Below are 22,426 nucleotides of genomic sequence, written 5' to 3'. Positions count from 1 at the left end.
GTGTGGTCCACGGTTGAAAGCCAAGGCGTGATAGCACCAAATCTCGAGTTGGATCAGCCGGTGACATTCCGATCGGGTTTTCCATCCGGTACATATCCGGCTTGGGCAGGTATACGGGTGCTTCGCCCGCTACTGCGGCAACGTCCCATACGTGGTCGGCGTGCCCGTGGGTGAGCAGGACAGCGCCAAGAGCGAGGTTCCGATCGGCCAGAGCTTGTTTTATCCAGTCATGAGATCCGGCGCCGGTATCGACGACGAGTGCCTGGCGCGCCTCGTCGTCGGCAAGAACGTAGGTGTTGGCTTCAAGATAAGTTTCGCTGTAGCGCAAGAAAATCATAGCTCCACGCTACCTGAAAACACTCGCGTAGACTTTGGCCTGTTGGCAATTTCGAACAACAACCAAAATAACCGCATAAGCGCGTAGAATACCCGTGACAACGTGTACGGTGCCATACCCCGTCTACTGAGGAGAAACTCATGACCGAGCCCACAAACAAATCTGACCAGCCCAAGATTCCACCTCATGTGGACGATGCGAATAGGGCCGATGCGGATATCGAAACTCACAACGTGGTGGGCACGGAACAACACGAGCCGAAAGGCGCCGCTCAACCACAGGAATCGGCAAATTCCACGAAGGTGGAAGAATCCGTGACTCCGGTGCCGACTCCCCCGCTAGCCAAGCGCCCATCTCCGGCACGCGTGGCCGCACCACTTCCCGATATTGACGACGCCGCCGCGGCGGAAGCGGCCAAATGGGGTCGCGTTGACGCCGAGGGTAACGTGTGGCTGCGGGCTTCCGGTTTAGAATCGGAACGAATCGTCGGTCAATACGCCGTTGACGGCACCGAAAAAGACGCCCTCGGCCTCTATGTACGCCGATACCTCGATCTTGAAAACCAGGTGAGCCTGCTCGAAGCGCGCATCCCGCATATCGGACCCGATGAAATCAGCGCATCTTTGAAGTCACTGCAGGACCAGCTCAAGGAACCAGCGGTGGTTGGAGACGTTGAGGCGCTACGCCACCGGGTGGACGCGCTCGAAGGTACAGTGGACCAGCGGCGTGCCGAAGTCAAGGCCGAACGCGAAGCCGCAAAGGAGCGCGCGCTTGCGGAAAGAACGGCGATTGTCGAGGCGGCAGAGGCAGTCGCGGCACAGGATCCGCAAAAGACCCACTGGAAGAATTCACGTCAGGTACTTTCTGATCTTCTTGACCAGTGGAAGCATGCGCAGCGAAACTCGGCCCGTATTGATCGGCCTGTGGAAGAACAGCTATGGAAGAGGTTTTCTTCCGCACGAACAACCTTCGATCGGCATAGGCGCCAATTCTTCTCGCAGAAGGACGCCGAACGTAAAGAAGTCACGGCACGTAAAGAAGATATTATTGCTCGGGCTGAGGCGATCCAAGATTCGACAGATTGGGGCCCTACTTCTGGGCAATTCCGTGATCTCATGAACGAGTGGAAGCGCGCCGGGAGGACGAACAAGCGCGACGATGATGCACTGTGGGAGCGGTTTTCCGCCGCACAGAATCGTTTCTACGAGGCTCGTAACGCTTATAACAGCCAGCTTGACGAGGAATTTACCAAGAATCGCGACCTGAAGTTAGAGCTGCTTGTTGAAGCGGAGAAACTGCTGCCCGTCACAAATGTTGAATTCGCGAAACAACAGATCCGTGCGATTGGGGACAAGTGGGATGCGATCGGTCGTGTTCCGCGCGCTGATATCCAGCGTACTGAAGGCCGGTTGCGCGATATCGAAAACCAAATTCGTAGTGCTGAAGAGCAGCAGTGGGCTAAGTCTGATCCAGAAAAGGATGAGCGCTCAGCTGGAATGGCCGAGCAGCTGCAAAAGCTGATCGATGAGCTCGAAGGGGAAATCGCACAAGCCCAGGCTGCTGGTAACGATAAGAAACTAAAAGAATTGGAAACCGCTCTGGAAGCACGCAAAGCTTGGCTTGCCGCAGTCCAAGAGTCCTGACTCCATAGCGGCCTAGACCAGAAAGTGCACGCCTATCCACAGCTGTGGCTAACCATGCCGCGGTCTAAGACTTCAATGATTCCCTAGGAGTCATGGGGCTTTACGTATTTGAACCGGATAGTGTTTCCGATTGGCACGGCGGATATAGCTGTGTAAAAGACGGGCTTATGGTCGAGCTTGGAACAGTCGGTTTCGTCGGAGTTGACCTGTGCCGCTCCCCCGCCGAACGAGGCAGTGTGCTGGCCATCAAGTATTCCGAGAAAATTCTCGATCGCGAAGCCGCGCTGTGGATTCACACGGGACTACACACGCTGCCGCTCGCCCGCAAGATTTCAGTTGCGCGCAGCGTTTGTGCCGACGACGTCGTAGTTCGTGGTGGCCAGAAACTTACGAATATTGAGCGCACGGCGATCGACCTGCTCATAGACGGCGAAGAACACGGGATCGAATACCTGTGTGCGCTGATTCGCGCAGGTAGCAATGTCGCGGCTGTTGAACGTCTGGCGCGCCAACGATCGCTAGCTGGAATCGTTCGCGTCAGAAAAATTCTTAGGCAGTTGCCTCGGAATCTTGGCACACCGAATTCTTTTCCGAGCCGGTAATTCTATAGGCATCATAAACTCCCTCAATCTTGCGAATTTCGCGTAAGACCTGCTGGAGATGGCGCGGATCAGCCATTTCGAATGTGAAGTTTAACCGAGCCACCCGCTCGTTGGAGGTGTTCATCGAACCGGTCAGCATATTGATATCGTGCTCGGCCAGTGCGCGTGTGATGTCGGCAAGCAAACCTTTGCGATCAAGCCCTTCGATCTGTATTTGAACAAGGAAGACGTTGCTATCGGCATCCTCAGCCCAGTCAATTTCAATGAAACGATCCGGCTCGCGCCGCAAGGAACGCATGTTTCTGCAATCGCTGCGGTGGACTGAAATACCCCTACCCCGGGTAACGAAACCGACTATTTCGTCTGGTGGCACCGGCGTACAGCACTTTGCAAGTTTAACTAAAACGTCGGTTTGCGCCATTTCCGAAACTATGACAGCCGAAGACGTAGCACCGATTTGTTGGTGCTGAATTCGGGTTGGGGTAACCGCTTCTGCCATCGTTTCTTCGACGCCGGCACGCCCACCTTGACTAGAAATCAGGCGGCGCACAACGGTTTCAGCAGAAATTGTTCCCTCGCCAATTGCCGAATATAGTTCGGTCACATCGGATCGGGAAAAATCCTGAGCGACTGCCTTCAGTGTCTCATGTGACATGAGCCGCTGAACCGGTTCATTCTTTCGCTTGATTGCTTTCGCAAGTTTTTCCTTGCCGAGTTCAATAGCTTCCTCGCGGCGGGATTTAGTAAACCAGGCACGGATCTTGGAACGGGCTCGCGCTGTTGCAACAAATTCTTGCCACCCTTGAGAGGGGCCCGCGTCTTCGGCCTTGGTGGTGATGATCTCGACCGTGTCACCCGATTCGAGCTGGTGGTCCAGTGTGACAAGCCTGTCATTGACCTTAGCGCCGACCGTTCGATGGCCGATCTCAGTGTGGACCGCGTAGGCGAAATCGACCGGTGTTGCGCCTTTGGCAAGCTCCAAAACTTCGCCCATTGGCGTGAAAACATAAACTTGTGAGCCTGACATCTCGTAGCGCAGCGAGTCGAGGAATTCTTTCGGATCGGCAGTTTCACGTTGCCAGTCCACAAGTTGGCGAAGCCACTCTAATTGGGTGTCTGCCTGCGCGCTATCATCAATTTTTGCCGAACTCGGATTTTCTTTATACCGCCAGTGAGCCGCGACACCAAATTCGGCCCGCTTATGCATGTCATAGGTACGGATCTGAATTTCCACAGTCTTTGAGCCTGGGCCAAGTACAGTCGTGTGAATCGACTGATACAAATTGAACTTCGGTGAGGCGATATAGTCCTTGATGCGCCCTTGCACCGGCACGTAGAGTGAATTAGCGATCCCGAGGGCCGTATAGCAGTCTTGAATTTCTCCGACGAGTACGCGCACACCGATCAGGTCGTAAATATCCTCGAAATCACGGCCTCGCAAGATCATTTTCTGGTAGATCGAATAATAGTGTTTCGGGCGTCCAGAAATGGTGCACTTGATCTTCGCTTTGGATAGCTCTTTTTCAAGCTCGGCCTTCATTTGGTCAATGTAGCGTTCGCGTTCTGGACTCCGCTCCTGCACCATTCGTTCAATTTCGGAGTAAACAGCCGGATACAGCTCTTTGAACGATCGGTCTTCTAGCTCCCATTTAATCGAATTCATTCCCAACCGATGAGCTAACGGGGCATAGATTTCGAGCGTTTCACGTGCCTTCTTTTGGGCCGATGCGGGAGGGACATATTTCCAAGTTCGTGCGTTATGGAGCCTATCTCCGAGCTTGATAAGGAGGACCCGGATGTCCTGGGCCATCGCAATGACCATTTTGCGCACAGTTTCCGCTTGGGCAGCTTCCCCGTATTCCACCTTGTCAAGTTTCGTCACTCCGTTGACGAGTAGTGCTACTGTCTTGCCATAGTCGCGTTCAAGCTGAGCGAGTGAGTAACTCGTATCTTCCACGGTATCGTGTAAAAGAGCGGCAACAAGGGTGTCTTCATCCATTCCAAGTTCGGCGAGGATCGTTGCCACAGCTACAGGGTGGGTGATGTAAGGCTCACCCGATTTTCGCATTTGCCCCTCGTGCGCCGTCTCAGCGGTGAAATACGCTCGCGTGATGCGTTCCTTATCGAGCTTGCGGGCACCGATTGCGCGCATGAGCGGCTCAAGGAGCGCAGGCGTGTCGTTTCTGCGTCCAAGCCACGAAAGCCTCGAGCGAATTCGTGGTTCTTGTTCTCGAACCGGATGAGTATCCATGAAGGGATTATACGCTAAGCTGGCGCCGAGTCACGCCAGCAGCCTCCCTAGTAGGTAATGACAGACTCCACCGCGTAGTCGTAACGCTCAGCCAGATATTCACGCCCGCCCAGCTCCGATAGCTCTAAGAGCACGCACAGCGCGGCTGGCTCACCGCCCGCCTGCTCGATCAGATGGAAGGCCGCACCGGCCGTACCTCCGGTAGCAAGGACATCGTCAATCACGAGAACCCGCATGCCATCTTCCACCGTGAAGGGCTGTAGTTCCATGCGCGCCGATCCGTATTCCAGATCGTAGTTAACACCGACGACGGGGCCCGGTAGACGGCCGGCTTTGCGAACTGTCAGCATGCCAACTCCCAGTGCGTGGGCGAGCGGGGCGCCGAGGATGAAACCACGTGATTCTAGCCCTGCAACGGCGTCGCACTTATCTCGATACCGATCAGCCAGAATTTCAATCAAAGATGAGAAGGCAGTTCCATCGGCGATGAGTGGAGTAATATCGCGAAATAGTACGCCGCGCGCCGGAAAGTCATTAACTTCTCGAACGTGTGATTTGACAAGTTCGACGGTGTCCTGCGGAAACAAGGTATCACCCTTCATCGCTTTTTCCTCTTTTTCTTCTGCCGTTTAGGTTGAGATGACTGGCCACGGTGGCCACCTGCTACACGTTCACTCGCCATGGTACCGGATAGCTCACCTTCATTCGATTCGGTTTCAGCTGTTGGATCATCCTTGGTTCTACGGGCCAAAACTTCTTGCGTATGCGCGCGAATATTTGGGTTTCTTTCAGCGAGAGCGACAGCGAGTGGCGCTGCGACAAAAATAGAAGAAATGGCAGACAGCAACATCCCGACGAACATGACGAGCGATAGATCCCGGAGCGTATCGGCCCCAAGGATCCACACGCCGATCACGAGTACTGCAATAACCGGCAAGAGCCCTGTAACAGAAGTATTGAGTGAGCGAATGAGGGTCTGGTTGATTGCGAGATTAGCTTCCTCGGCGTAAGTTAGCTCGTATTGTTCCGTGAGCTCAGTAGTGTTTTCGCGCACCTTGTCAAACACGACGACGGTATCGTAGAGCGAATAACCCATGATCGTGAGAAGGCCGATGACGGTTGCCGGTGAGATTTCAAGCCCGAGGATCCAATAAACGCCGAGAGTGACGACGAAGTCATGGAAGAGCGCTCCGATGGCACCGACTGCAATCGTCCAAGATCTAAAGTACGCAATCAGAATCACCGAGATTGCGACCATAAAGATGATCATCGCTCGCAGGGCCTGGGCAAGGATGTCCTGCCCCCACGACGGCCCGATAAATGTTGAGGTCACGTCACTGACTTCCACGTCATAAGCCTGGGCTAATGCTTCACGCACCTGCTGTGTAGCTTGATCGTCCAATTCCTGTGTCTGGACGCGGACCGAGTTCTGTCCTACGTTTGAAACGCGCGGTACAGAATTAGAAACTTCAGCGACGACGTCGTAGGCGGGCTTATGCTCTAACGTCTGCGTTCCAGAGATCGTGAACTGGGAACCGCCCCGAAACTCAATACCGAGATTCGGCTCACGAATGATAAACGCTGCAATAGAGACGATAACGAGTAGGATCGCCACCGAAAAACCAATCTTGCGCCGCCCAACAATGTCTAGCGAACGCTTTCCGGTGTAGAGGTCATTACCAATCGAATACATAGACATTACGCCTCCTCCCCCTGCACTAAACGCTCAGCGTCGCGAGCTTTTCGTCGTTCGCGCGCACGCTTCTTCGCCAGTGATTCGCCCGGTTCAAGATTCGAACGGTGGAATCCCGGCGCACCAGCGTCAGTAAACCGCGAATCCGGCAACTCGTAGTCGTGAATCTCAACCCCTTCGGAGGTGACCATCGCTTTGGCCTTCGTCGCTTGAGGCTTGGTGCGACTTGGAATGCTTCGGCCGCGGTAACGCGGTGTGGCTTCAAGTTTGATTCGGTCCATTCCAGAGCCACGTTTGCCCTGCCCAAAGAAGGCAGTCTTGGAAAGAAGCGTCATAAGCGGATAGGTAAACATTGTGACAATGAACAGATCGAGCAAGGTGGTGACTCCGAGCGTGAAGGCGAAACCACGCACTGATCCCACAGTCAGGAAGTAGAGTACGACTGCCGCCACAAGGTTAACGAAGTCCGAAATAATAATCGTACGTTTAGCTCGGTGCCAGCCGTATTGAACAGCAGATGGAATCGATCGGCCGTCCCGGATCTCATCTCGGATACGTTCGAAGTAGACGATGAATGAATCGGCCGTCACCCCAATTGAGATGATAATTCCGAGCACGCCTGCCATAGATAGGCGATACCCCATAGTCCACGATAAGAGCGAGATGATGAGATAAGACGTGCCGGTTGACAGCAGAATGGAACCCACCGCGATAAGCCCAAGACCGTGGTATTGCCAGATCAGGTAGGCGATTATTAACACTAGGCCACCAAGACCAGCAATCAGCCCCGAAGTCAGTTGTTCCGAACCCAAGGTTGCCGAGATCTGTTCTTCGGATTGGACCTCAAATTGTAGCGGCAAAGAACCAAATTTGAGCTGATTTGCAAGTGAGGAGGCTTCATCCGCGTCAAAGTTACCTGTAATTTGAGCTTCGCCGCCAGTGATTGGGAATTGGACGGTCGCGAATGAGATGACTCTTCCATCTAGCACCGCTGCAAACGCATTTTGTGGATACTGTAAACCGGCAAGCCTGCTTGTCACGTCAGCGAAAATCTTCCCACCCTCGTCATCGAAGGACATGTTAACAGCCCATCCACCGGTGGGTACACCCTGAGAATTCACTGCGGGAGAAGAAGATGCCGTATTCAGATTGGTGCCGTCCAGCTCGGCAGGGCCAAGAAGGTGTTTTGACTTGTTTTCTGGATCGCAGGCAACGATAGCCGTGTTCGGGTTGTCTGTTTCGGCGGCCGATCGAGAATCCGGAACCCTGCAATCGAGTGTGTACGCCTCGTAGAGTAGCTGTTCGGTTATCCACGCCTGATCAGAGGCATGTGCTGGCTCTTGAACGGGCTCGGTTGCCAGCTGGCCATCACCATCAACATCGGCAAGCTTGCGGATTGCCGCGTCAACTTCTTCGGCTGTCATCGTGGCCGGGTCAAGATTTTCGCCGTCAGCACCAAGCGCGTTCACAACGGCAGCGGCATCAAGCGGCGCCGGACCGAGCGCCGTCAACGAGGGCCGCATCCGCAAGACGGCCGAGGTGCGCACCAAATCGAGTGTTTCCTGGCTCGGCTGGCCGGGTAGGGCCACGATGATATTCGATCCGCCTTGGGCTGTGATCTCCGCTTCTGCGACGCCGGTGGCATCCACACGTTGACGAATAATATTAATTGCTTCACGGATGTCTTGGCTGGTTACATCTGAACCGTCGGTGGTGACCGGCGTCAAAATAATTTGCGTTCCACCCTCTAAATCCAACGCTAAATCAGGCGTGAAACGCGAATTTCCTGTCGTCACAGATCCGGCAATCAGCGAGCCGACAAGCGCCAGCAAGAGAATGGCAAGAACAAGTAAACGCCGAAGTGGTCTTGGGCCATCGTCCTCGTCCTGATAAGGCAGCGACACTGCGAGTCCTTAGGGGTCTAGGTGTTATTTGTTTTCTGTAGACTTATCGTCTTCGTCGTCGAATGGCGATGTGTTCGCTATCCGGCCGGGCGCTGATTCTGCCTGCGAATCTGTGATTTGCCCGTCGTTGGTGAGATCGCCGGGCTGGTCGGTGAAATCATTTTGATCGCCATTCCCCAGTGGGATATCCATTTGGGCAACAATAGCGGTGCGCAGCCAGACGGATTCTTCCCCTGAGGGCGATTCAAGAGTGACGGCATCGCCGTCAATATCTACGATTCGGCCAAGAAAACCCGCTTGGGTAACGACGTTATTGCCGACGACGAGCGCTTCGTTGCGTTGATCGATTTGGGCTTGCTGTGCCTTGCGTGCGCCTCGGTTCATAAACCAAAACAGCAGCACCATTACGACGATCAAAATAATTAGTTCCACTTTTGATCAGCCTCTCTTTCTTAGCACGTTAACTCGTTGAGTCTACTCACAAAGATGGAGGGTCTAAAGAAAATGCGGGGTGGAGCCAGTCACGAAAACAGGGTTGCTTCCGGTGGTGCGAGCCCAAGGTGCTTCCAGGCGAGGTCAGTTGCTATGCGGCCGCGTGGAGTGCGAACGATAAAACCCTCGCGCACCAAATACGGCTCGGCAACAGCTTCCACGGTTTCCTTTTCCTCGCCAACCGAAACTGCCAGGGTGCTCAGCCCAACGGGCCCGCCATTAAACCGGGTACATAGAGCATCCAAAATCTCCCGGTCAAGGCGATCAAGACCCTTCTTATCAACCTCGAACACTTCAAGTGCGGCCCGCGCCGCACCAAGATCCAAAATTCCGCTACCGCGCACCTGTGCCCAGTCCTGCACCCGCCGCAAAAGCCGATTGGCGATTCGGGGTGTCCCACGTGAACGCGAAGCGATTTCCATCGCTGCATCGGCGGTCAGCTCCGCTTCTATTTTGATCGCATTACGCTCCACAATCGTTGCGAGCTCGGGCACCGAATAAAAATCCAGTTGAGCGGTGTATCCGAACCGATCGCGAAGCGGTGCGGGGAGCATTCCGGCACGAGTAGTTGCGCCAACGACTGTAAATGGAGGAAGCGGAAGAGGAATCGAGGTGGCGCCAGGCCCTTTTCCGACCATGACGTCCACACGAAAATCTTCCATCGCCAAATACAGCATCTCCTCGGCAGTACGGGCTAGACGATGAATCTCATCAATGAAGAGCACGTCACCTTCCTGAAGCGAGGACAGCACGGCCGCAAGATCCCCCGCATGCTGTATGGCAGGCCCAGATGTTAAGCGTAATGCACCGTTCATTTCAGCGGCAATAATCATTGCCAGTGTTGTCTTGCCCAGTCCGGGTGGGCCGGCCAATAGGACGTGATCGGCGGGAGCATCTCGGCGAACGGCAGCTTCCAACACCAGTGACAGCTGCTCGCGCACCACTTCTTGCCCGACGAATTCGGCCAAGACTTTGGGGCGCAATGCGGCTTCTTGTGCCCGCTCGATATCACCCGCGTCCGAGTTCGTATATTCGTTCATGGCTACCTACGCTGACCAAGTATTTGCAAAGCCCCACGCAGGAGCTGAGCAACCGTCCCAGCGGGAATTTGCTCTTGCGCTTGAGAAAGCGCCAAGGACGCGTCAGTTTCCTTCCAGCCCATATTGACCAGCGCGTCGATCACATCCGAATTCTGATCGGCCGGCGAATGCGCCGGAACTCCGGAGCCGACGGCGGACCCGAGTTTGCCCTCAAGCTCAAGGACCATGCGCTGCGCGGTTTTCTTCCCTATGCCCGGAACTTTCACTAGGGCTGCCTCATCCTTTGTTGCTATCGCATTCCTCAAATCATTTGGAGGTAGCGCCGCCAGTATCTGCAGTGCCGAACGCGGCCCAATTCCCGATACCGTCTTCAACACCTCAAAAGCCTCTCGGGCGTCGTCGCCAGAAAACCCAAAGAGCGTCTGCTCATTTTCTCTCGAGACCACCATTGACACGTGCACGAAGGCTTCTTCCCCCAGCCGCAGGTCCGCGAGCGTGTCAGGGGTCGCTAAAACCAGATAGCCGACGCCCCCGGCCTCTATCACGGCGTCATGGGCGGTAATTCGGATAACCTGCCCTCGCAACGATGCGATCATGATACCTCCGATTCGAACACGTGTTTGATTGTAATTGTTTGCGCCGAAACGCGCCCATAGGCACGCCTACTGGCGTTTCGGTTCAACAGCGCCGTGTCTGCGAGAAAGGCGTTCGGCGTTCGCCCACATCCGTTGGGCCGGGGTCAGATCCTCACCTTCGGCACGTGGGAGCATGCCCGCACCACCGTGCTGGGAACGATCCGCATCATCCTTATGCACGGCCCCGCCACGCCAGGCATGGCAAATCGCTATGGCCAGCGCGTCAGCCGCGTCCCTTGGCCGCGGAGGTTCAGCCAATTGCAAAATGCGTTGCACCATCATCTGCACTTGCGCCTTTTCGGCGCGTCCGCTGCCGGTCACAGCTGCCTTAACTTCTGATGGCGTATGCATCCCCAGTGGGAGTCCGGACTTGGCCGCCGCAAGCATCACGATGCCAACAACCTGAGCAGTGCCAGTAACTGACCGGACGTTTTCTTGGGCGAATACTCGCTCAACCGCAAGGACGTCCGGTTTGTAGAATGTGATCGCGTGTTCGATCTCATTCCAAATCATTAATAGGCGATAGTGTGGGGCTAGCTCTGGTTTGGTGCGTGCAACCTCGACATCGACCATCGAAATTTTCCGGCCACCACCGGAGTCAATGATCCCGATTCCGCAGCGTGTCAATCCGGGGTCGACACCCATGATTCGCACTAGGCGTCTTCCTCCAACTGTGCCGCGACCTCAGGCGATAGATCCACGTTAGAGAACACATTTTGAATATCATCGACGTCTTCGAGTGCATCTAACAGATCGAAAACCTTGCGTGCTGTTGGTGCATCAACCTGAACCTTAACTGAAGGCACGAATTGAACTTCGGCCGAATTATAATCGACGTCAGCTGCCTGAAGTGCCTTTCGAACCTCAACGACGTCGTTCGGTTCGGAAATAATCTCAAAAACCTCACCCTCGTCGTTGATCGCTTCTGCACCGGCATCAAGAACAGCCAAAAGGAGATCGTCCTCGTCGTTACCTTCTTTGTCCACTTCCACAATGCCCTTGCGATTGAACATGTAGGAGACGGATCCGGGCTCTGCAAGAGTCCCTCCATTACGGGTCAAACCGACACGCACATCAGTTGCTGCACGGTTTCGATTATCGGTAAGTGCTTCCATCAAGATGGCCACTCCACCAGGCCCGTAGCCCTCGTACATGATCGACTCGTAGTTGACCCCTCCACCGTCTTCACCCGATCCACGTTTGACGGCACGGGTGATATTGTCATTGGGAACGGAATTTTTCTTTGCCTTTTGAATGGCGTCAAAGAGAGTCGGGTTACCGTCGGGATCACCGCCACCAGTTCTTGCAGCCACTTCGATATTCTTCACCAGCCGAGCAAACAGTTTGCCTCGCTTGGCATCGTTTGCCGCCTTCTTGTGCTTGGTGGTTGCCCATTTAGAATGTCCCGCCACTAAAACTCCCTTCATAACGTCTGCGGATATTGTACCGCCATTGCTGGCCTATTCCTCAATGCGCGTCAGTACTTCGCCATCCCAGCCTTGCCACCATCGCTTGGCCATCTGTGAAAGGCCCGATGGAAAAACATTTGTCCCTGACTGCTCCGCGGCTGCCAAATCTTCCAAGTCCCACCACGCCATATCATCGAGCAGATCTTTTTCTTGCTCGGTCAACTGCGCGTGTACTCGCGAATCAATGAGTGCCTGTTCGTCCTCGTCGATCACCAGCAGGTAAAATAACTCATCTTGTTTGCGCGTCTTGCGCAGGAAGTAGAATGTTGAGCGACGGTCCAATACCGGGCCAACCAGACGTTTGGGTGCCACGACGAGGCCGGTTTCCTCACCGAGTTCGCGTGCAGCCGCCTGCCGCTGGTTCTCCCCCGCCTCAACTCCCCCACCGGGGGTAAACCACCAGCGATGCGCAGGATCATCGACGTCGTGGCCCAAAATTAGCAATATGTGGCCGCGCTGATTAAAAACGATGCAACGCCCGGCTTCCCGATGTGGAAAGCCATCGATGTCGAGCGGCCACTCCGTGTTTGTATCCATATTTAATACAGTGAAAAGACTGATCGCAGCTGACCAATAAACGCGAGGTGGTCATTTGCGTTGGCAAGGTATTTCGCTGAGCCGAGTGTCCTTACTCGTTCGTGGCGCGTGCGTTCGTGGGCCAGTTGAACCAGCTCTCGTTGGAAGCTTTTCATCGCTCTGCGGCCAATCCCTGAAGGAGCTCCCTGCGAGCGTGTTGAGCGTTCAGCCCAGTTGATCGCATTCTCGCGTTCTCGCAAAGACAGCACCATTGAGGCTTCGTGCGCAGCGATCCACCCGGAATTAACGTAAGGAATCAATCCGTTTCGCACCGCCGCTACCTCGTGCTTTCGGCTATACAAAACCATCGCGATGATGAGGATCGCAAAGGGTACGTTGTTGACGAATTTGTATTCGTCGTAGCTCATCCAATACAGGCCATCATTGTTCAAGAAATGGAAGAACATCGACCCGAACATCGCGGGGATTAGCCAACCGAGGACTGCCGCGCGGGAACGTGAATACACGGCAAAGCCAATGAAAAAGCCGAAGAATGCCGTATAAGCATCGTGGCTGAGTGGTCCGTCAATATATCGGAGTTTAAACAACAAATTGATTTGGTCATAATACGCGGTGAAATAAAGAATGTTCTCCGTAAACGCAAAGCCACCGCCAATAATTGCGCCAAACACGATGCCATCGACGGGGCCGTTAAAGTATTTCCGGAACGCGAAAAGCATCACGATAATTCCAAGGCCTTTCACAAATTCTTCAACGACGGGTGCACCGATGGAAGTGGTAAAGCGCATGATGTCATGTTCCGAAGCGTCCCGCCCGAGCACGGCCGGTGCAAGCTCAGCTTGCCACCACGTGTTACCACCGAGTGCAAGCACTACCGCAACGCCTCCACCCCACAAAAGAGCAAAGAGATAAAGCCATTTCGGCTCAGGTTCGAACCGGTCGATGTAGTACACGAAGACGAAAGTGACGGCCAGCGGAATCGCTGCGAGCAGTGCAGATGCGAAGAAACCGCTGGCGCCTGCTGCTTCCAACAGCATCGGAAGGACGTTGAGGAATGCCAGAACACCAACGACGATGCCAGTCGTTACTGCTAAATAAAATGAGGAGCTGTGTGGACGGGCTGGTTTCCACATCGGCTTAGCCATCGGTTTTCCTATCATCGAGGTTGACCATCAGTGGTTCAGGAGCATGTCCGTGGAGCCGCATCGTGCGAATCAATGCTGATCGGCGTACCCGTTTAGCTTGTGAAACATGATTGTTGTGAAATCTGCGCGTCATTTGCACGGCCGTTCGAGCCGCGTGCAAGCGTGACAGCTCCGGAGTATCAGAGTCCAGTTCATCGACGCTGTGGCGCAAACTGCGTGAGAGCTCTGATTCGATTAGTTGACGATCGGGACGATCGCCAGCCGTTCCGGACAGTAAGTTGCCTTCGCTGTCTTCTATCGTGATGCTTTCCCATCCGTCGTTAACGATTGGATGTGCCGAGACTTCTAAAGCTTCCTTTGCAATATCAGCAAGAACGACAGCGCTTGCCACATCGAGAACTCCGGATCTGGAAACTTCTAAAGTTGCCTGTGCCCGTTCAACCAAAGCTCGTTCTAGCGCAATGCGGGACTTCGTGACGTTCTTGTGGATTCGGTCAAGAGAGCGGGCCTTCAAAGTGGCCACGACGCCAGCCAGAACGAGTGCTATTCCTGCGATCAGGAGGAGAATCTGCCACCAAGTCATTCTTCATCCACCTCAATACGGGAGGTTCGGATGGCCGTTTCGTAGACAGAAAGGATCTGCGACGCCACAGTTCCCCAGTCAAATCTCCACGCTTCCTGCGATCCGGCCTGTGCGATCTGCTTTCGCAGGTTTGGATCTGCCAAGGCTTCATTCACGACCCGCGCGAGATCCTCTGGATCTTCATTGCGGAAATGAGCTCCATATTGACCATCACCAAGCACCGCCTTAAACGCGGGAATATCAGATGCCACCACGAACGCTCCGGCGCTCATAGCTTCAACAAGGATAATTCCGAATGATTCCCCTCCCGTATTAGGTGCAAGATATACGTCTGCGCTGCCAAGGAGCAGCGCCTTTTCCCGATCTGAAATACCACCGAGAAACTCTACCGCTTGGGCATGTTCGCCAAACAGGTTTCGCGCATCCGCGGTATCTCCCCGACCGGCGACGAGGAGCCGAACCCCAGGGAACTGTTCGCGAATCGCCGGGAATGCTTCAGCGACGACGGGAAGACCTTTCCGTGGTTCGTCTATGCGCCCAAGAAAGGCAAGCGTTGGAGCGTGCGAGCTACCGATGAAGCGGTCATCTCGGGCGTCAATCTGCATATCGGCTACAAACACTCCGTTTGGAATAATCCACGCGTCTCCCCCAAGGTGCTGAACCGCCGTGCGCCGTGCCTCCTCAGACACGGCAATTCGAGCCTGTATCTTGTCCAAAATTGGCACGATAAACGGAGATGCGAGGCTAAGCATCCGCGAGCGATCCATGGCGGTGTGGAACGTCGAAACAACCGGGGTTCTGGCACTCATCAAAGCGAGCATCGAGACCGAGGGGGTAAATGGTTCGTGCACATGCAAGACGTCAAATTCACCTTCGGCTAACCATTTGCGTACTTCTCGATTAACTTTGGGTCCAAAGGATAGGCGTGCTACGGAGCCGTTATATCGAATGGGGATGGCTGCCCCAACCGGATGAACAAATTCTTCTTCCGGAGTATTTTCGGCGGGTGCGATCACGGAAACGACGTGGCCTCTGCCGATGAGTTCTTGAGCCAGATCACGGCAGTGGTACTGTACTCCGCCCGGCACATCCCACGAATATCCGCAGGCTATTCCAATTCTCATTCGTCGTCCTTCGGGGTAGAGCGACGTGCTCGTTCGAGCCGCTCTGGATCAAGATCTTCCACGAACACTTTTTGTAGCATATGCCAATCAGTCAGGTGCGTGGTGAGAAGGGGCAGGATTTGATCAAGCCACTGTTGAATCATCCGGCGAATATCAGCGTCTTTTTCCCGGGCGCTTGCCTGGGAAGTCATCCCGGAAAAAATTGGTGTACCGAAAATAGCTGCCACTCCGTTACGGGTGCCGGCACGACGCGCACGATCATCGTCGTCTATACGTTCGTTGACAATCGTAACCGGATACATCGGTTCACCTGTGCGTTGGGCTAAAAGCGCCGCACCAACCGCCACCCGTACGGGCGAGCCCGCCAACGTCACTTCAACCCCAGACGCTGAAAGGTCGCGATCGCATAGTAGAGGGACGAAGGCGTTACCAGAGCGCATATTGGATGTCAGAGAATTGATCGCTCCTGAATTCTTGCCTGTCTGATAGATCGTCAACCCCAAGCTACGGCGAAAATCGAGGAAAAGATCTGCTAGCTCTGGAGGTTCCAGCTTCTCCGCAATCGAGTACGTCGGGGCTAGGTGTTCACTAGCCCAGGCCCCTGCCATGTCCCAATTACCCATGTGCAAAAGTGCACCGGAAGCGGATTTACCACGGCCGAAATGTTCGCGAATACCTTGATCGTTCACCACCCGCACGCGGGCCGTGATCTGCTCTTCCGTAAGGGCGGGTAATCGAAATGCCTCATAGTAGTAGTCCATATAGGAACGCATACCTTGCGCGGATCGCTTTCGCTGAGCCCACGAGGAGCCCAGTGGTGTAATGCGCTGATAATTTTTGCGTAGCTGCACAGCACCCGCCATGTTCGACCATCCGACCACCGTGCCCACGGCACGAAAAATGGCACGACCAAGGGCTTCTGGCAGTACTTTGACCAGCCACATTGCAAGCCGGAATCCGGTTACGATGTTCACGTCTCAGATGCGCCTTTCATCTGCTTATAGACGTGAAACATCCGTTGGATCACCGTGATGAGCGCAAGAGCGGCCAAAATCCATAAGCCGATTCCCATCACCCAGTGACTTGCTCCAAAGATGATTGCCAAGATTAAAATGAGCGCGAAGATGAGCCGGTCAGCTCGCTCAGCGATCCCCACTGCAGCGGTACAGCCCACGCTTTCCGCCCGAGCGCGCACGTACGGAACAATTGATCCGATTACAAGAGCTGCGAGTGCACCGGTGACGACGGCAAATTTAGCCGCCTCATCGGCGTGGAAGTAGCCCCACAGCGCAAGCCCAACGAAGATCGCCGAGTCAGAGAATCTGTCCATCGTCGAATCGAGAAATGCACCCCAGGCTGATGTCGTTCCCGTCATGCGTGCCATCTGCCCGTCGAGATTATCGAAAATGACGAGAATTCCAGTGAGTACGGTGCCGACGACGAGCATGTTATTCGGGAAAAAATACAGGGCGGACAAGCTCGAAAGGATGCCTCCAACCACTGTCACAGTATTGGCACTGATGCCCAGTTTGACGAATAGACGCGCAATAGGGCCAAAAAGTAGTTCGCCAAGTGGGCGCCCGCTTCGAGACAGCATGAAAACCTCACTGATTTACGTGGGAATCAATGTCGGCAACTATCCTATCGATGGCTTCGCTGATAGGAATACCGTTATCTTGCGAGCCATCGCGCATTCGAAAGCTCACGGCTTCAGCTTCGACATCTTCGCCGCCGGCAATGAGTGTGAAGGGAATCTTGTCCTTTGAAGCGTTGCGGATCTTCTTACCGAATCGATCATCAGAGGTATCAACTTCGACTCGTACCCCGCGTGCTCGCAGCTTATTGGCTACCCCGTGCAGGTAATCGTTGAAGGCGTCAGCAACCGGTATGCAACGTACCTGAACGGGTGCCAGCCATGCTGGGAACTGGCCTCCATAGTGCTCGGTGAGCACGCCGAAGAAACGTTCAATCGAACCGAAGAGGGCCCGGTGAATCATCACTGGGCGCTGTCGGGAACCATCGGGCGCCGTGTATTCGAGTTCGAAGCGCTCGGGCAGGTTGAAGTCGAGCTGAATCGTCGACATTTGCCACGTACGCCCAAGAGCATCTTTGGCCTGCACGGAAACTTTCGGACCGTAAAAAGCAGCGCCTTCCGGGTCGGGGACCAGCTCTAAACCAGAGGCGGTACACACTTCTTCCAAAATTCGAGTAGCTTCCTCCCAAGTTTCGTCGTCTCCAACGTACTTATTCGGATCCTTCGTGGAAAGCTCCAAGTAGAAGTCTTCCAGACCATAATCCTGAAGCAGTGAAAGAACGAAGTCGAGCAAGGTGGTTAGCTCTTCCTTCATCTGCTCGCGCGTGCAGTAAATGTGAGCGTCGTCTTGAGTAAAACCGCGCGCCCTTGTCAAACCGTGCACGACGCCGGAGGCCTCGTTGCGGTATACCGTTCCGAATTCAAATAGCCGCAGAGGCAGTTCGCGGTAGGATCTGCCGCGAGAGCGGAAAATCAAATTGTGCATCGGGCAGTTCATCGGCTTGAGGTAGTAGTCTTGGCCCTGCCTGGTAATGTGACCGTCTGCGTCTTTTACCTCATCCATGTGCATGGGCGGATACATGCCGTCCGCATAAAAATCGAGATGCCCCGAAATCTCAAAAAGTTGAGCCTTTGTAATGTGCGGAGTGTTCACGAAGGAATAGCCCGCCTCTAAATGTCGTTTGCGCGAATACTCCTCCATGATCATTCGCACTATTCCACCCTTGGGATGGAATACTGGCAGGCCGGAGCCAATTTCGTCCGGGAACGAGAATAGGTCAAGTTCGCTACCGAGTTTACGGTGGTCGCGCCTTTGAGCTTCCTCTATCCGCGTCTTGTAAGCGGTCAGCTCTTCCTTAGTCGGCCAGGCCGTGCCATAGATTCGTTGTAGGGAGTCGTTGGCCTGGTCACCGCGCCAGTAGGCCGCTGACGACCTGGTCAGCGCAAATCCGTTACCGATCAGTTTCGTGGACGGCAGATGCGGGCCGCGGCATAGATCGGTCCACACAACCTCACCCTTTCGGTTCACGTTGTCGTACATGGTGAGCTCTTCGCCACCCACTTCGATCGAGGCTCCTTCGGCAGCCTGATCGTTATCCGCATCCGAACCGCCCTTCATATCGACAAGTTCGAGTTTGTATGGCTGATCCTTAAGTTCCACCTGTGCGTCGTCGTCGGAAATCACCCGCCGAACGAACCGCTGGCCTTCCTTAACGATGCGCCGCATATCCTTTTCGAGGTCTTTCAAAAGCTCGGGCGTGACCGGGGCAATATTGCCAAAATCGTAGTAGAAGCCATCGGTGATGAACGGACCTATCCCAAGGTTGACATCGGGAAATTTGTTCTGAACTGCCTGTGCCAGCACGTGTGTAGCCGAATGACGCAAAATATCGAGGCCGTCTTGTTCATTGATCGAAACCCCTTCGACCTGTGACCCTTCCGCCAAGGTTGTCAGATCAATCTCCAGATCGATCAGCTCACCGTTAACACGCAATGCGACAATGTCACGATCTGCTTTGAAATAATCGATGCCGCTAACGGGATCGTCAATCTTTTGCGACTGCCCGTCAATTATGAGGTTCGGCACGTGGGCTCCTTCCAGATAAACGCACGCACAGGGTACGCACGTGCTCAATCATACCCGCGTCAGCTACGCACACTTGGCCTAGCCCGTGTGAAGCCCCGCATACAAAGATAGGATTCATCCATGAGTTTGAGCGTGTTTGATCTATTCAAAATTGGAATCGGCCCATCTTCTTCGCACACGGTCGGTCCAATGATCGCAGCGGGTATCTTTGCTGCCAAACTTCCGGCATGCATAACCCGGGTGACATGCACACTCTACGGCTCACTCGGCGCCACCGGAATCGGCCACGGCACGGATCGGGCTGTGATTTTAGGGTTGATGGGTGAACATCCAGCCACGGTAGATCCGCTGGCCGTGAGCCAAGCGGTTGACCACGTACATTCCTCCAAACAACTTACCCTTGCCACCGGCGAAGGCCCACTCACAATTACCTTCGATCCCGCCACCGATATCCCGCTGGTGGGACGCACTGAATTACCCGGCCATCCAAATGGCATGACGTTCACTGCGTGGCAAGATACCCAGCAAATATTAACCGAAACGTACTATTCAATCGGCGGCGGATTCGTCGTAAGCGCCGCTGATGCGAATGACGAAGTTGCCCCCACCCGTGATTTGCCCCATCCGTTCGCAACCGCGGCCGAACTCCTGGCAAACTGCGAAGCTGAATCGAAGTCAATTGCCGAGGTTGCGATGGCAAACGAATTGGCAATGCGAAGTGAAACTGAAATCAACCACGGCCTCGACTCCATTTGGGAAGTCATGCAAGAGTGTGTTCGCAACGGTTATCGCCGCGAAGGAATTCTGCCGGGAGGACTCCAGGTTGTGCGCCGAGCGCCCGGGATGTACGCCTCCCTGCTCGCCGATGACTCGGGAACGCCCGATCCGCTACGTGCGATGGACTGGATTACCCTTTACGCGCTCGCCGTCAACGAAGAGAACGCGGCGGGCGGCCGGGTTGTCACCGCACCCACGAACGGTGCGGCCGGTATCATTCCGGCGGTCATGCATTACTGCCGGGATTTCGTGCCACGCTTCGACGCCCACGCGGCACGGACATTTCTACTCACAGCCGGCGCGATCGGCATGATATTTAAGACGATGGCGTCGATTTCCGGAGCCGAAGTCGGTTGCCAAGGAGAAGTGGGATCCGCCTGCGCAATGGCGGCTGCGGGCCTTTGTGCGGTTCTTGGTGGAAATCCAGCGCAGGTTGAAAACGCCGCCGAGATAGCGATGGAACACAATCTGGGGCTCACATGCGATCCGATTGGCGGGCTCGTACAAATTCCGTGTATTGAACGCAATGCCATTGCAGCAATTAAAGCTGTCGCAGCGGCCCGCACAGCAATGCGAGGTGATGGCTCGCACGTCGTTTCCCTCGACGACGTGATCATCACGATGCGAGAAACCGGAAAAGATATGCAGGCAAAATACAAGGAAACCGCACTTGGTGGGCTGGCCGTTCACGTGGGCGTTAACGTCATTGAATGCTAGTCAATCCCTCGTGCTGCCGCCCATCGCGAAAGTTCTTTCCGATTCGAGAGCTGAAGTTTTCGCAAACATGCCGACACGTGCGTCTCAATCGTCTTGATCGATATAAATAGCTCGGAAGCGGCTTCCTTATAGGTGTATCCACGGGCAATCAAACGCATGACTTCCTGCTCGCGCGCAGACAGCCGATCAAGTTCCTCATCCCGCTCAGCTACAGACGATGCACTTGTGCCAAAGGCGTCCAGCACGAACCCGGCAAGCTTCGGAGAAAACGCCGCATCGCCACCGTTTACCCTGTGAAGAGCTTCGATCAATCCTTCGCTATTGATCGACTTAGTGACGTAGCCGCGCGCTCCCGCACGAATAACCGAGACGACGTCGTCGGCAGCATCGGATACTGAAAGCGCAAGAAATCTGGGTTTGGGGCCCGAGCTGGCGAGAGTGCGCCGGATTACTTCTGCTCCCCCGCCTCCATCGCCACCGGGTAAATGAACGTCTAGGAGCACCACGTCGGCAAGAACGGTTGAGATGACGTCGCTTGCTTCCGTAACGCTGGCTGCTTCTGCGACGACGGCGATCCCATCGTGGCCATCAAGTTGAGCAATAATGCCTGAACGGACCAGGTCGTGATCGTCAACCACAATTACTTTCATGACTCCTCCTTGATCGACAATCTCAGGTGCACTTCCGTTCCACCGGTTTCAAGCGGAGTGCGAATCGTTGCTGTTCCACCGGCGCGTTCCATTCGACCGTATATCGAATGTCTAATTCCAGCACGATCGGAGGTGATAGCACCAAGATCGAAGCCCGTGCCGCGGTCGCGAATCCACACTTCGCAGTTATCGCCAAGCTCGCAGTAGACCGAAATAGGCCCGCCGCCATGTTTGCATGCGTTGGTCATGGCCTCGCCGCTTGCTTCGATCAGAGCATGGCCATCCGGGCTCATCTCACCCTCCCCGGTGACGACAACGTCAATTTCCTGGCCGTATGCCGCTTCGATGGCGCGAGCCTTTGCGGTCAGGGCGGCTGCCAATGATGTTTCTGGTTCTGTTCGGTCCGTATATAGATAGTCACGCAATTCTTGCTCCTGCTGGCGTGCCAAAAGTCGGACATCTTCGGGGCTATCGGCCCTCGCGCGAATCAGCGCCAATGTTTGGAGCACGGAGTCGTGCAGGTGAGCAGCCATGTCAGCACGAGTCTCTTCCCTAATCCGTTGCGCATCAATCTCCCGAACGAGTACGGCTGAGCGGATCTGCGCGGGATATAGGACGAATGCGGCGGCAAACAGGACGGCTATGCCCGTGAGAATTCCTGCCGTAAGCGCTGAAAAATGACCAAGACTGGAGACAAAAATGACAGCCCCTAACGTGGCGATCGCAAGCCCGAACATGAGGGCCGGCGTCGACCATCGCCCATCCCGGTAGGTCCATGAAATGCCAGCACCCACAAGGACCATCGCGCAGGGCCAGACCAAGCTTAAAACGCCACCACCGGAGGTGGCGCCCGCACCTATCACAGCGATTGCAAATAGCACCAACAGCATTGCAACAGTCAACTTCGAAGAATCAAACCGGCGATGCGTCAGCGGCTTGGCGATGCGCTGATTTTCTGGAGCGACCCCGTCGTCAAACTTCTGTAGCGTAAGCGCAAGTGCGACGTAGATTGCGGGCACCACGAACGTCCAACTCAAGAGAACGAAGCCGATGCGCCACATCCACGCCTCTGCGCCAAGATGTACTGAAAGACCGCGGCAAACTCCTGCGAAAACTTTTGGTTCACGCCGGGCCAGAACCGGCCTCTCATGTGCCCACGGTGCTCGAAGATCAGAATAGGTGTTCACACCGTAAGGTTCTCACTACT

22 protein-coding genes are annotated in these 22,426 nt (G+C 54.8%); 3 read left to right on the top strand and 19 right to left on the bottom strand.

All coding sequences use genetic code 11. The features are described 5' to 3' along the window. A partial coding sequence (locus J2S70_RS08780) for an MBL fold metallo-hydrolase (RefSeq protein WP_307683338.1) occupies window positions 1-337 on the bottom strand: 337 nt, incomplete at its 3' end. A gap of 140 nt (window positions 338-477) precedes the next feature. Here J2S70_RS08780 and J2S70_RS08775 point away from each other — a divergent pair. Further along, window positions 478-1,980, top strand: a complete 1,503-nt coding sequence (locus J2S70_RS08775) for a DUF349 domain-containing protein (protein ID WP_307683337.1) — start codon at window positions 478-480, stop codon at window positions 1,978-1,980. Between the two features lie 92 nt (window positions 1,981-2,072). Further along, entirely contained in the window at window positions 2,073-2,582 is a 510-nt protein-coding gene (locus J2S70_RS08770; RefSeq protein WP_307683336.1) for a hypothetical protein, read from the top strand. On the opposite strand, the gene J2S70_RS08765 is transcribed toward J2S70_RS08770, so the two are convergent. The 16 genes from J2S70_RS08765 to thrS all read right to left on the bottom strand — a co-directional run bounded on the left by J2S70_RS08765 (window position 2,530) and on the right by thrS (window position 19,075). Beyond that, window positions 2,530-4,833 carry a RelA/SpoT family protein gene (locus tag J2S70_RS08765; protein ID WP_307683335.1) on the bottom strand — a complete coding sequence of 768 codons (2,304 nt, stop codon included), beginning with the start codon at window positions 4,831-4,833 and terminating at the stop codon, window positions 2,530-2,532. The two genes, J2S70_RS08770 and J2S70_RS08765, sit on opposite strands and share 53 nt — an antisense overlap. A 47-nt stretch (window positions 4,834-4,880) precedes the next feature. After that, window positions 4,881-5,435: an adenine phosphoribosyltransferase gene (locus J2S70_RS08760; RefSeq protein WP_307683334.1), complete on the bottom strand. Its 555-nt coding sequence runs from the start codon at window positions 5,433-5,435 to the stop codon at window positions 4,881-4,883. Further along, a complete protein-coding gene (secF, locus tag J2S70_RS08755) occupies window positions 5,432-6,532 on the bottom strand; it encodes a protein translocase subunit SecF (protein ID WP_307683333.1) in 1,101 nt (366 codons plus the stop codon). Before secF ends, J2S70_RS08760 begins: the two co-directional genes overlap by 4 nt. Beyond that, entirely contained in the window at window positions 6,532-8,430 is a 1,899-nt protein-coding gene (gene secD / locus J2S70_RS08750) for a protein translocase subunit SecD (RefSeq protein WP_307683332.1), read from the bottom strand. Before secD ends, secF begins: the two co-directional genes overlap by 1 nt. Before the next feature lie 24 nt (window positions 8,431-8,454). After that, window positions 8,455-8,862: a preprotein translocase subunit YajC gene (gene yajC / locus J2S70_RS08745; RefSeq protein ID WP_307683331.1), complete on the bottom strand. Its 408-nt coding sequence runs from the start codon at window positions 8,860-8,862 to the stop codon at window positions 8,455-8,457. An 89-nt stretch (window positions 8,863-8,951) separates the two neighbouring features. Then, window positions 8,952-9,962, bottom strand: coding sequence for a Holliday junction branch migration DNA helicase RuvB (ruvB, locus tag J2S70_RS08740; RefSeq protein ID WP_307683330.1), 1,011 nt, complete (start codon window positions 9,960-9,962; stop codon window positions 8,952-8,954). Window positions 9,963-9,964: 2 nt separating this feature from the next. Continuing rightward, window positions 9,965-10,558: a Holliday junction branch migration protein RuvA gene (gene ruvA, locus J2S70_RS08735; RefSeq protein WP_307683329.1), complete on the bottom strand. Its 594-nt coding sequence runs from the start codon at window positions 10,556-10,558 to the stop codon at window positions 9,965-9,967. Window positions 10,559-10,624: 66 nt separating this feature from the next. Next, window positions 10,625-11,251: a crossover junction endodeoxyribonuclease RuvC gene (ruvC, locus tag J2S70_RS08730; RefSeq protein ID WP_307683328.1), complete on the bottom strand. Its 627-nt coding sequence runs from the start codon at window positions 11,249-11,251 to the stop codon at window positions 10,625-10,627. After that, complete coding sequence (locus J2S70_RS08725; RefSeq protein WP_307683327.1) at window positions 11,251-12,009, bottom strand: YebC/PmpR family DNA-binding transcriptional regulator; 759 nt, start codon at window positions 12,007-12,009, stop codon at window positions 11,251-11,253. Before J2S70_RS08725 ends, ruvC begins: the two co-directional genes overlap by 1 nt. Window positions 12,010-12,057: 48 nt before the next feature. Beyond that, window positions 12,058-12,603, bottom strand: a complete 546-nt coding sequence (locus tag J2S70_RS08720; RefSeq protein ID WP_307683326.1) for an NUDIX hydrolase — start codon at window positions 12,601-12,603, stop codon at window positions 12,058-12,060. 2 nt (window positions 12,604-12,605) lie between these two features. After that, the gene (locus J2S70_RS08715; protein WP_307683325.1) at window positions 12,606-13,748 is read right to left on the bottom strand and encodes a PrsW family intramembrane metalloprotease; all 1,143 of its coding nucleotides are present in this window, start codon (window positions 13,746-13,748) and stop codon (window positions 12,606-12,608) included. Then, window positions 13,741-14,331: a hypothetical protein gene (locus tag J2S70_RS08710; RefSeq protein ID WP_307683324.1), complete on the bottom strand. Its 591-nt coding sequence runs from the start codon at window positions 14,329-14,331 to the stop codon at window positions 13,741-13,743. The genes J2S70_RS08715 and J2S70_RS08710 overlap by 8 nt, the downstream gene beginning before the upstream one ends. After that, complete coding sequence (locus tag J2S70_RS08705; RefSeq protein ID WP_307683323.1) at window positions 14,328-15,455, bottom strand: glycosyltransferase family 4 protein; 1,128 nt, start codon at window positions 15,453-15,455, stop codon at window positions 14,328-14,330. The genes J2S70_RS08710 and J2S70_RS08705 overlap by 4 nt, the downstream gene beginning before the upstream one ends. Beyond that, window positions 15,452-16,429 carry a phosphatidylinositol mannoside acyltransferase gene (locus tag J2S70_RS08700; RefSeq protein ID WP_307683322.1) on the bottom strand — a complete coding sequence of 326 codons (978 nt, stop codon included), beginning with the start codon at window positions 16,427-16,429 and terminating at the stop codon, window positions 15,452-15,454. The genes J2S70_RS08705 and J2S70_RS08700 overlap by 4 nt, the downstream gene beginning before the upstream one ends. Further along, on the bottom strand, window positions 16,426-17,052 hold the full coding sequence (gene pgsA, locus J2S70_RS08695; protein ID WP_307683321.1) for a phosphatidylinositol phosphate synthase: 627 nt from the start codon (window positions 17,050-17,052) through the stop codon (window positions 16,426-16,428). Before pgsA ends, J2S70_RS08700 begins: the two co-directional genes overlap by 4 nt. A 7-nt stretch (window positions 17,053-17,059) precedes the next feature. Next, window positions 17,060-19,075, bottom strand: coding sequence for a threonine--tRNA ligase (gene thrS, locus J2S70_RS08690; protein ID WP_307683320.1), 2,016 nt, complete (start codon window positions 19,073-19,075; stop codon window positions 17,060-17,062). A 120-nt stretch (window positions 19,076-19,195) separates the two neighbouring features. Between thrS and J2S70_RS08685 the strand changes: the two genes are divergently transcribed. Then, window positions 19,196-20,569, top strand: a complete 1,374-nt coding sequence (locus tag J2S70_RS08685) for an L-serine ammonia-lyase (RefSeq protein ID WP_307683319.1) — start codon at window positions 19,196-19,198, stop codon at window positions 20,567-20,569. Here the strand turns inward: J2S70_RS08685 and J2S70_RS08680 are convergent. Both J2S70_RS08680 and J2S70_RS08675 read right to left on the bottom strand, forming a co-directional pair. Further along, window positions 20,566-21,219, bottom strand: a complete 654-nt coding sequence (locus J2S70_RS08680) for a response regulator (RefSeq protein ID WP_307683318.1) — start codon at window positions 21,217-21,219, stop codon at window positions 20,566-20,568. The two genes, J2S70_RS08685 and J2S70_RS08680, sit on opposite strands and share 4 nt — an antisense overlap. After that, on the bottom strand, window positions 21,216-22,406 hold the full coding sequence (locus tag J2S70_RS08675) for a PspC domain-containing protein (protein WP_307683317.1): 1,191 nt from the start codon (window positions 22,404-22,406) through the stop codon (window positions 21,216-21,218). Before J2S70_RS08675 ends, J2S70_RS08680 begins: the two co-directional genes overlap by 4 nt. Between the last annotated feature and the right edge of the window lie 20 nt (window positions 22,407-22,426).

Source organism: Trueperella bonasi (genome assembly GCF_030811535.1).
Classification (GTDB): domain Bacteria; phylum Actinomycetota; class Actinomycetes; order Actinomycetales; family Actinomycetaceae; genus Trueperella; species Trueperella bonasi.
This window is presented reverse-complemented; position numbering and strand designations above follow the sequence as displayed.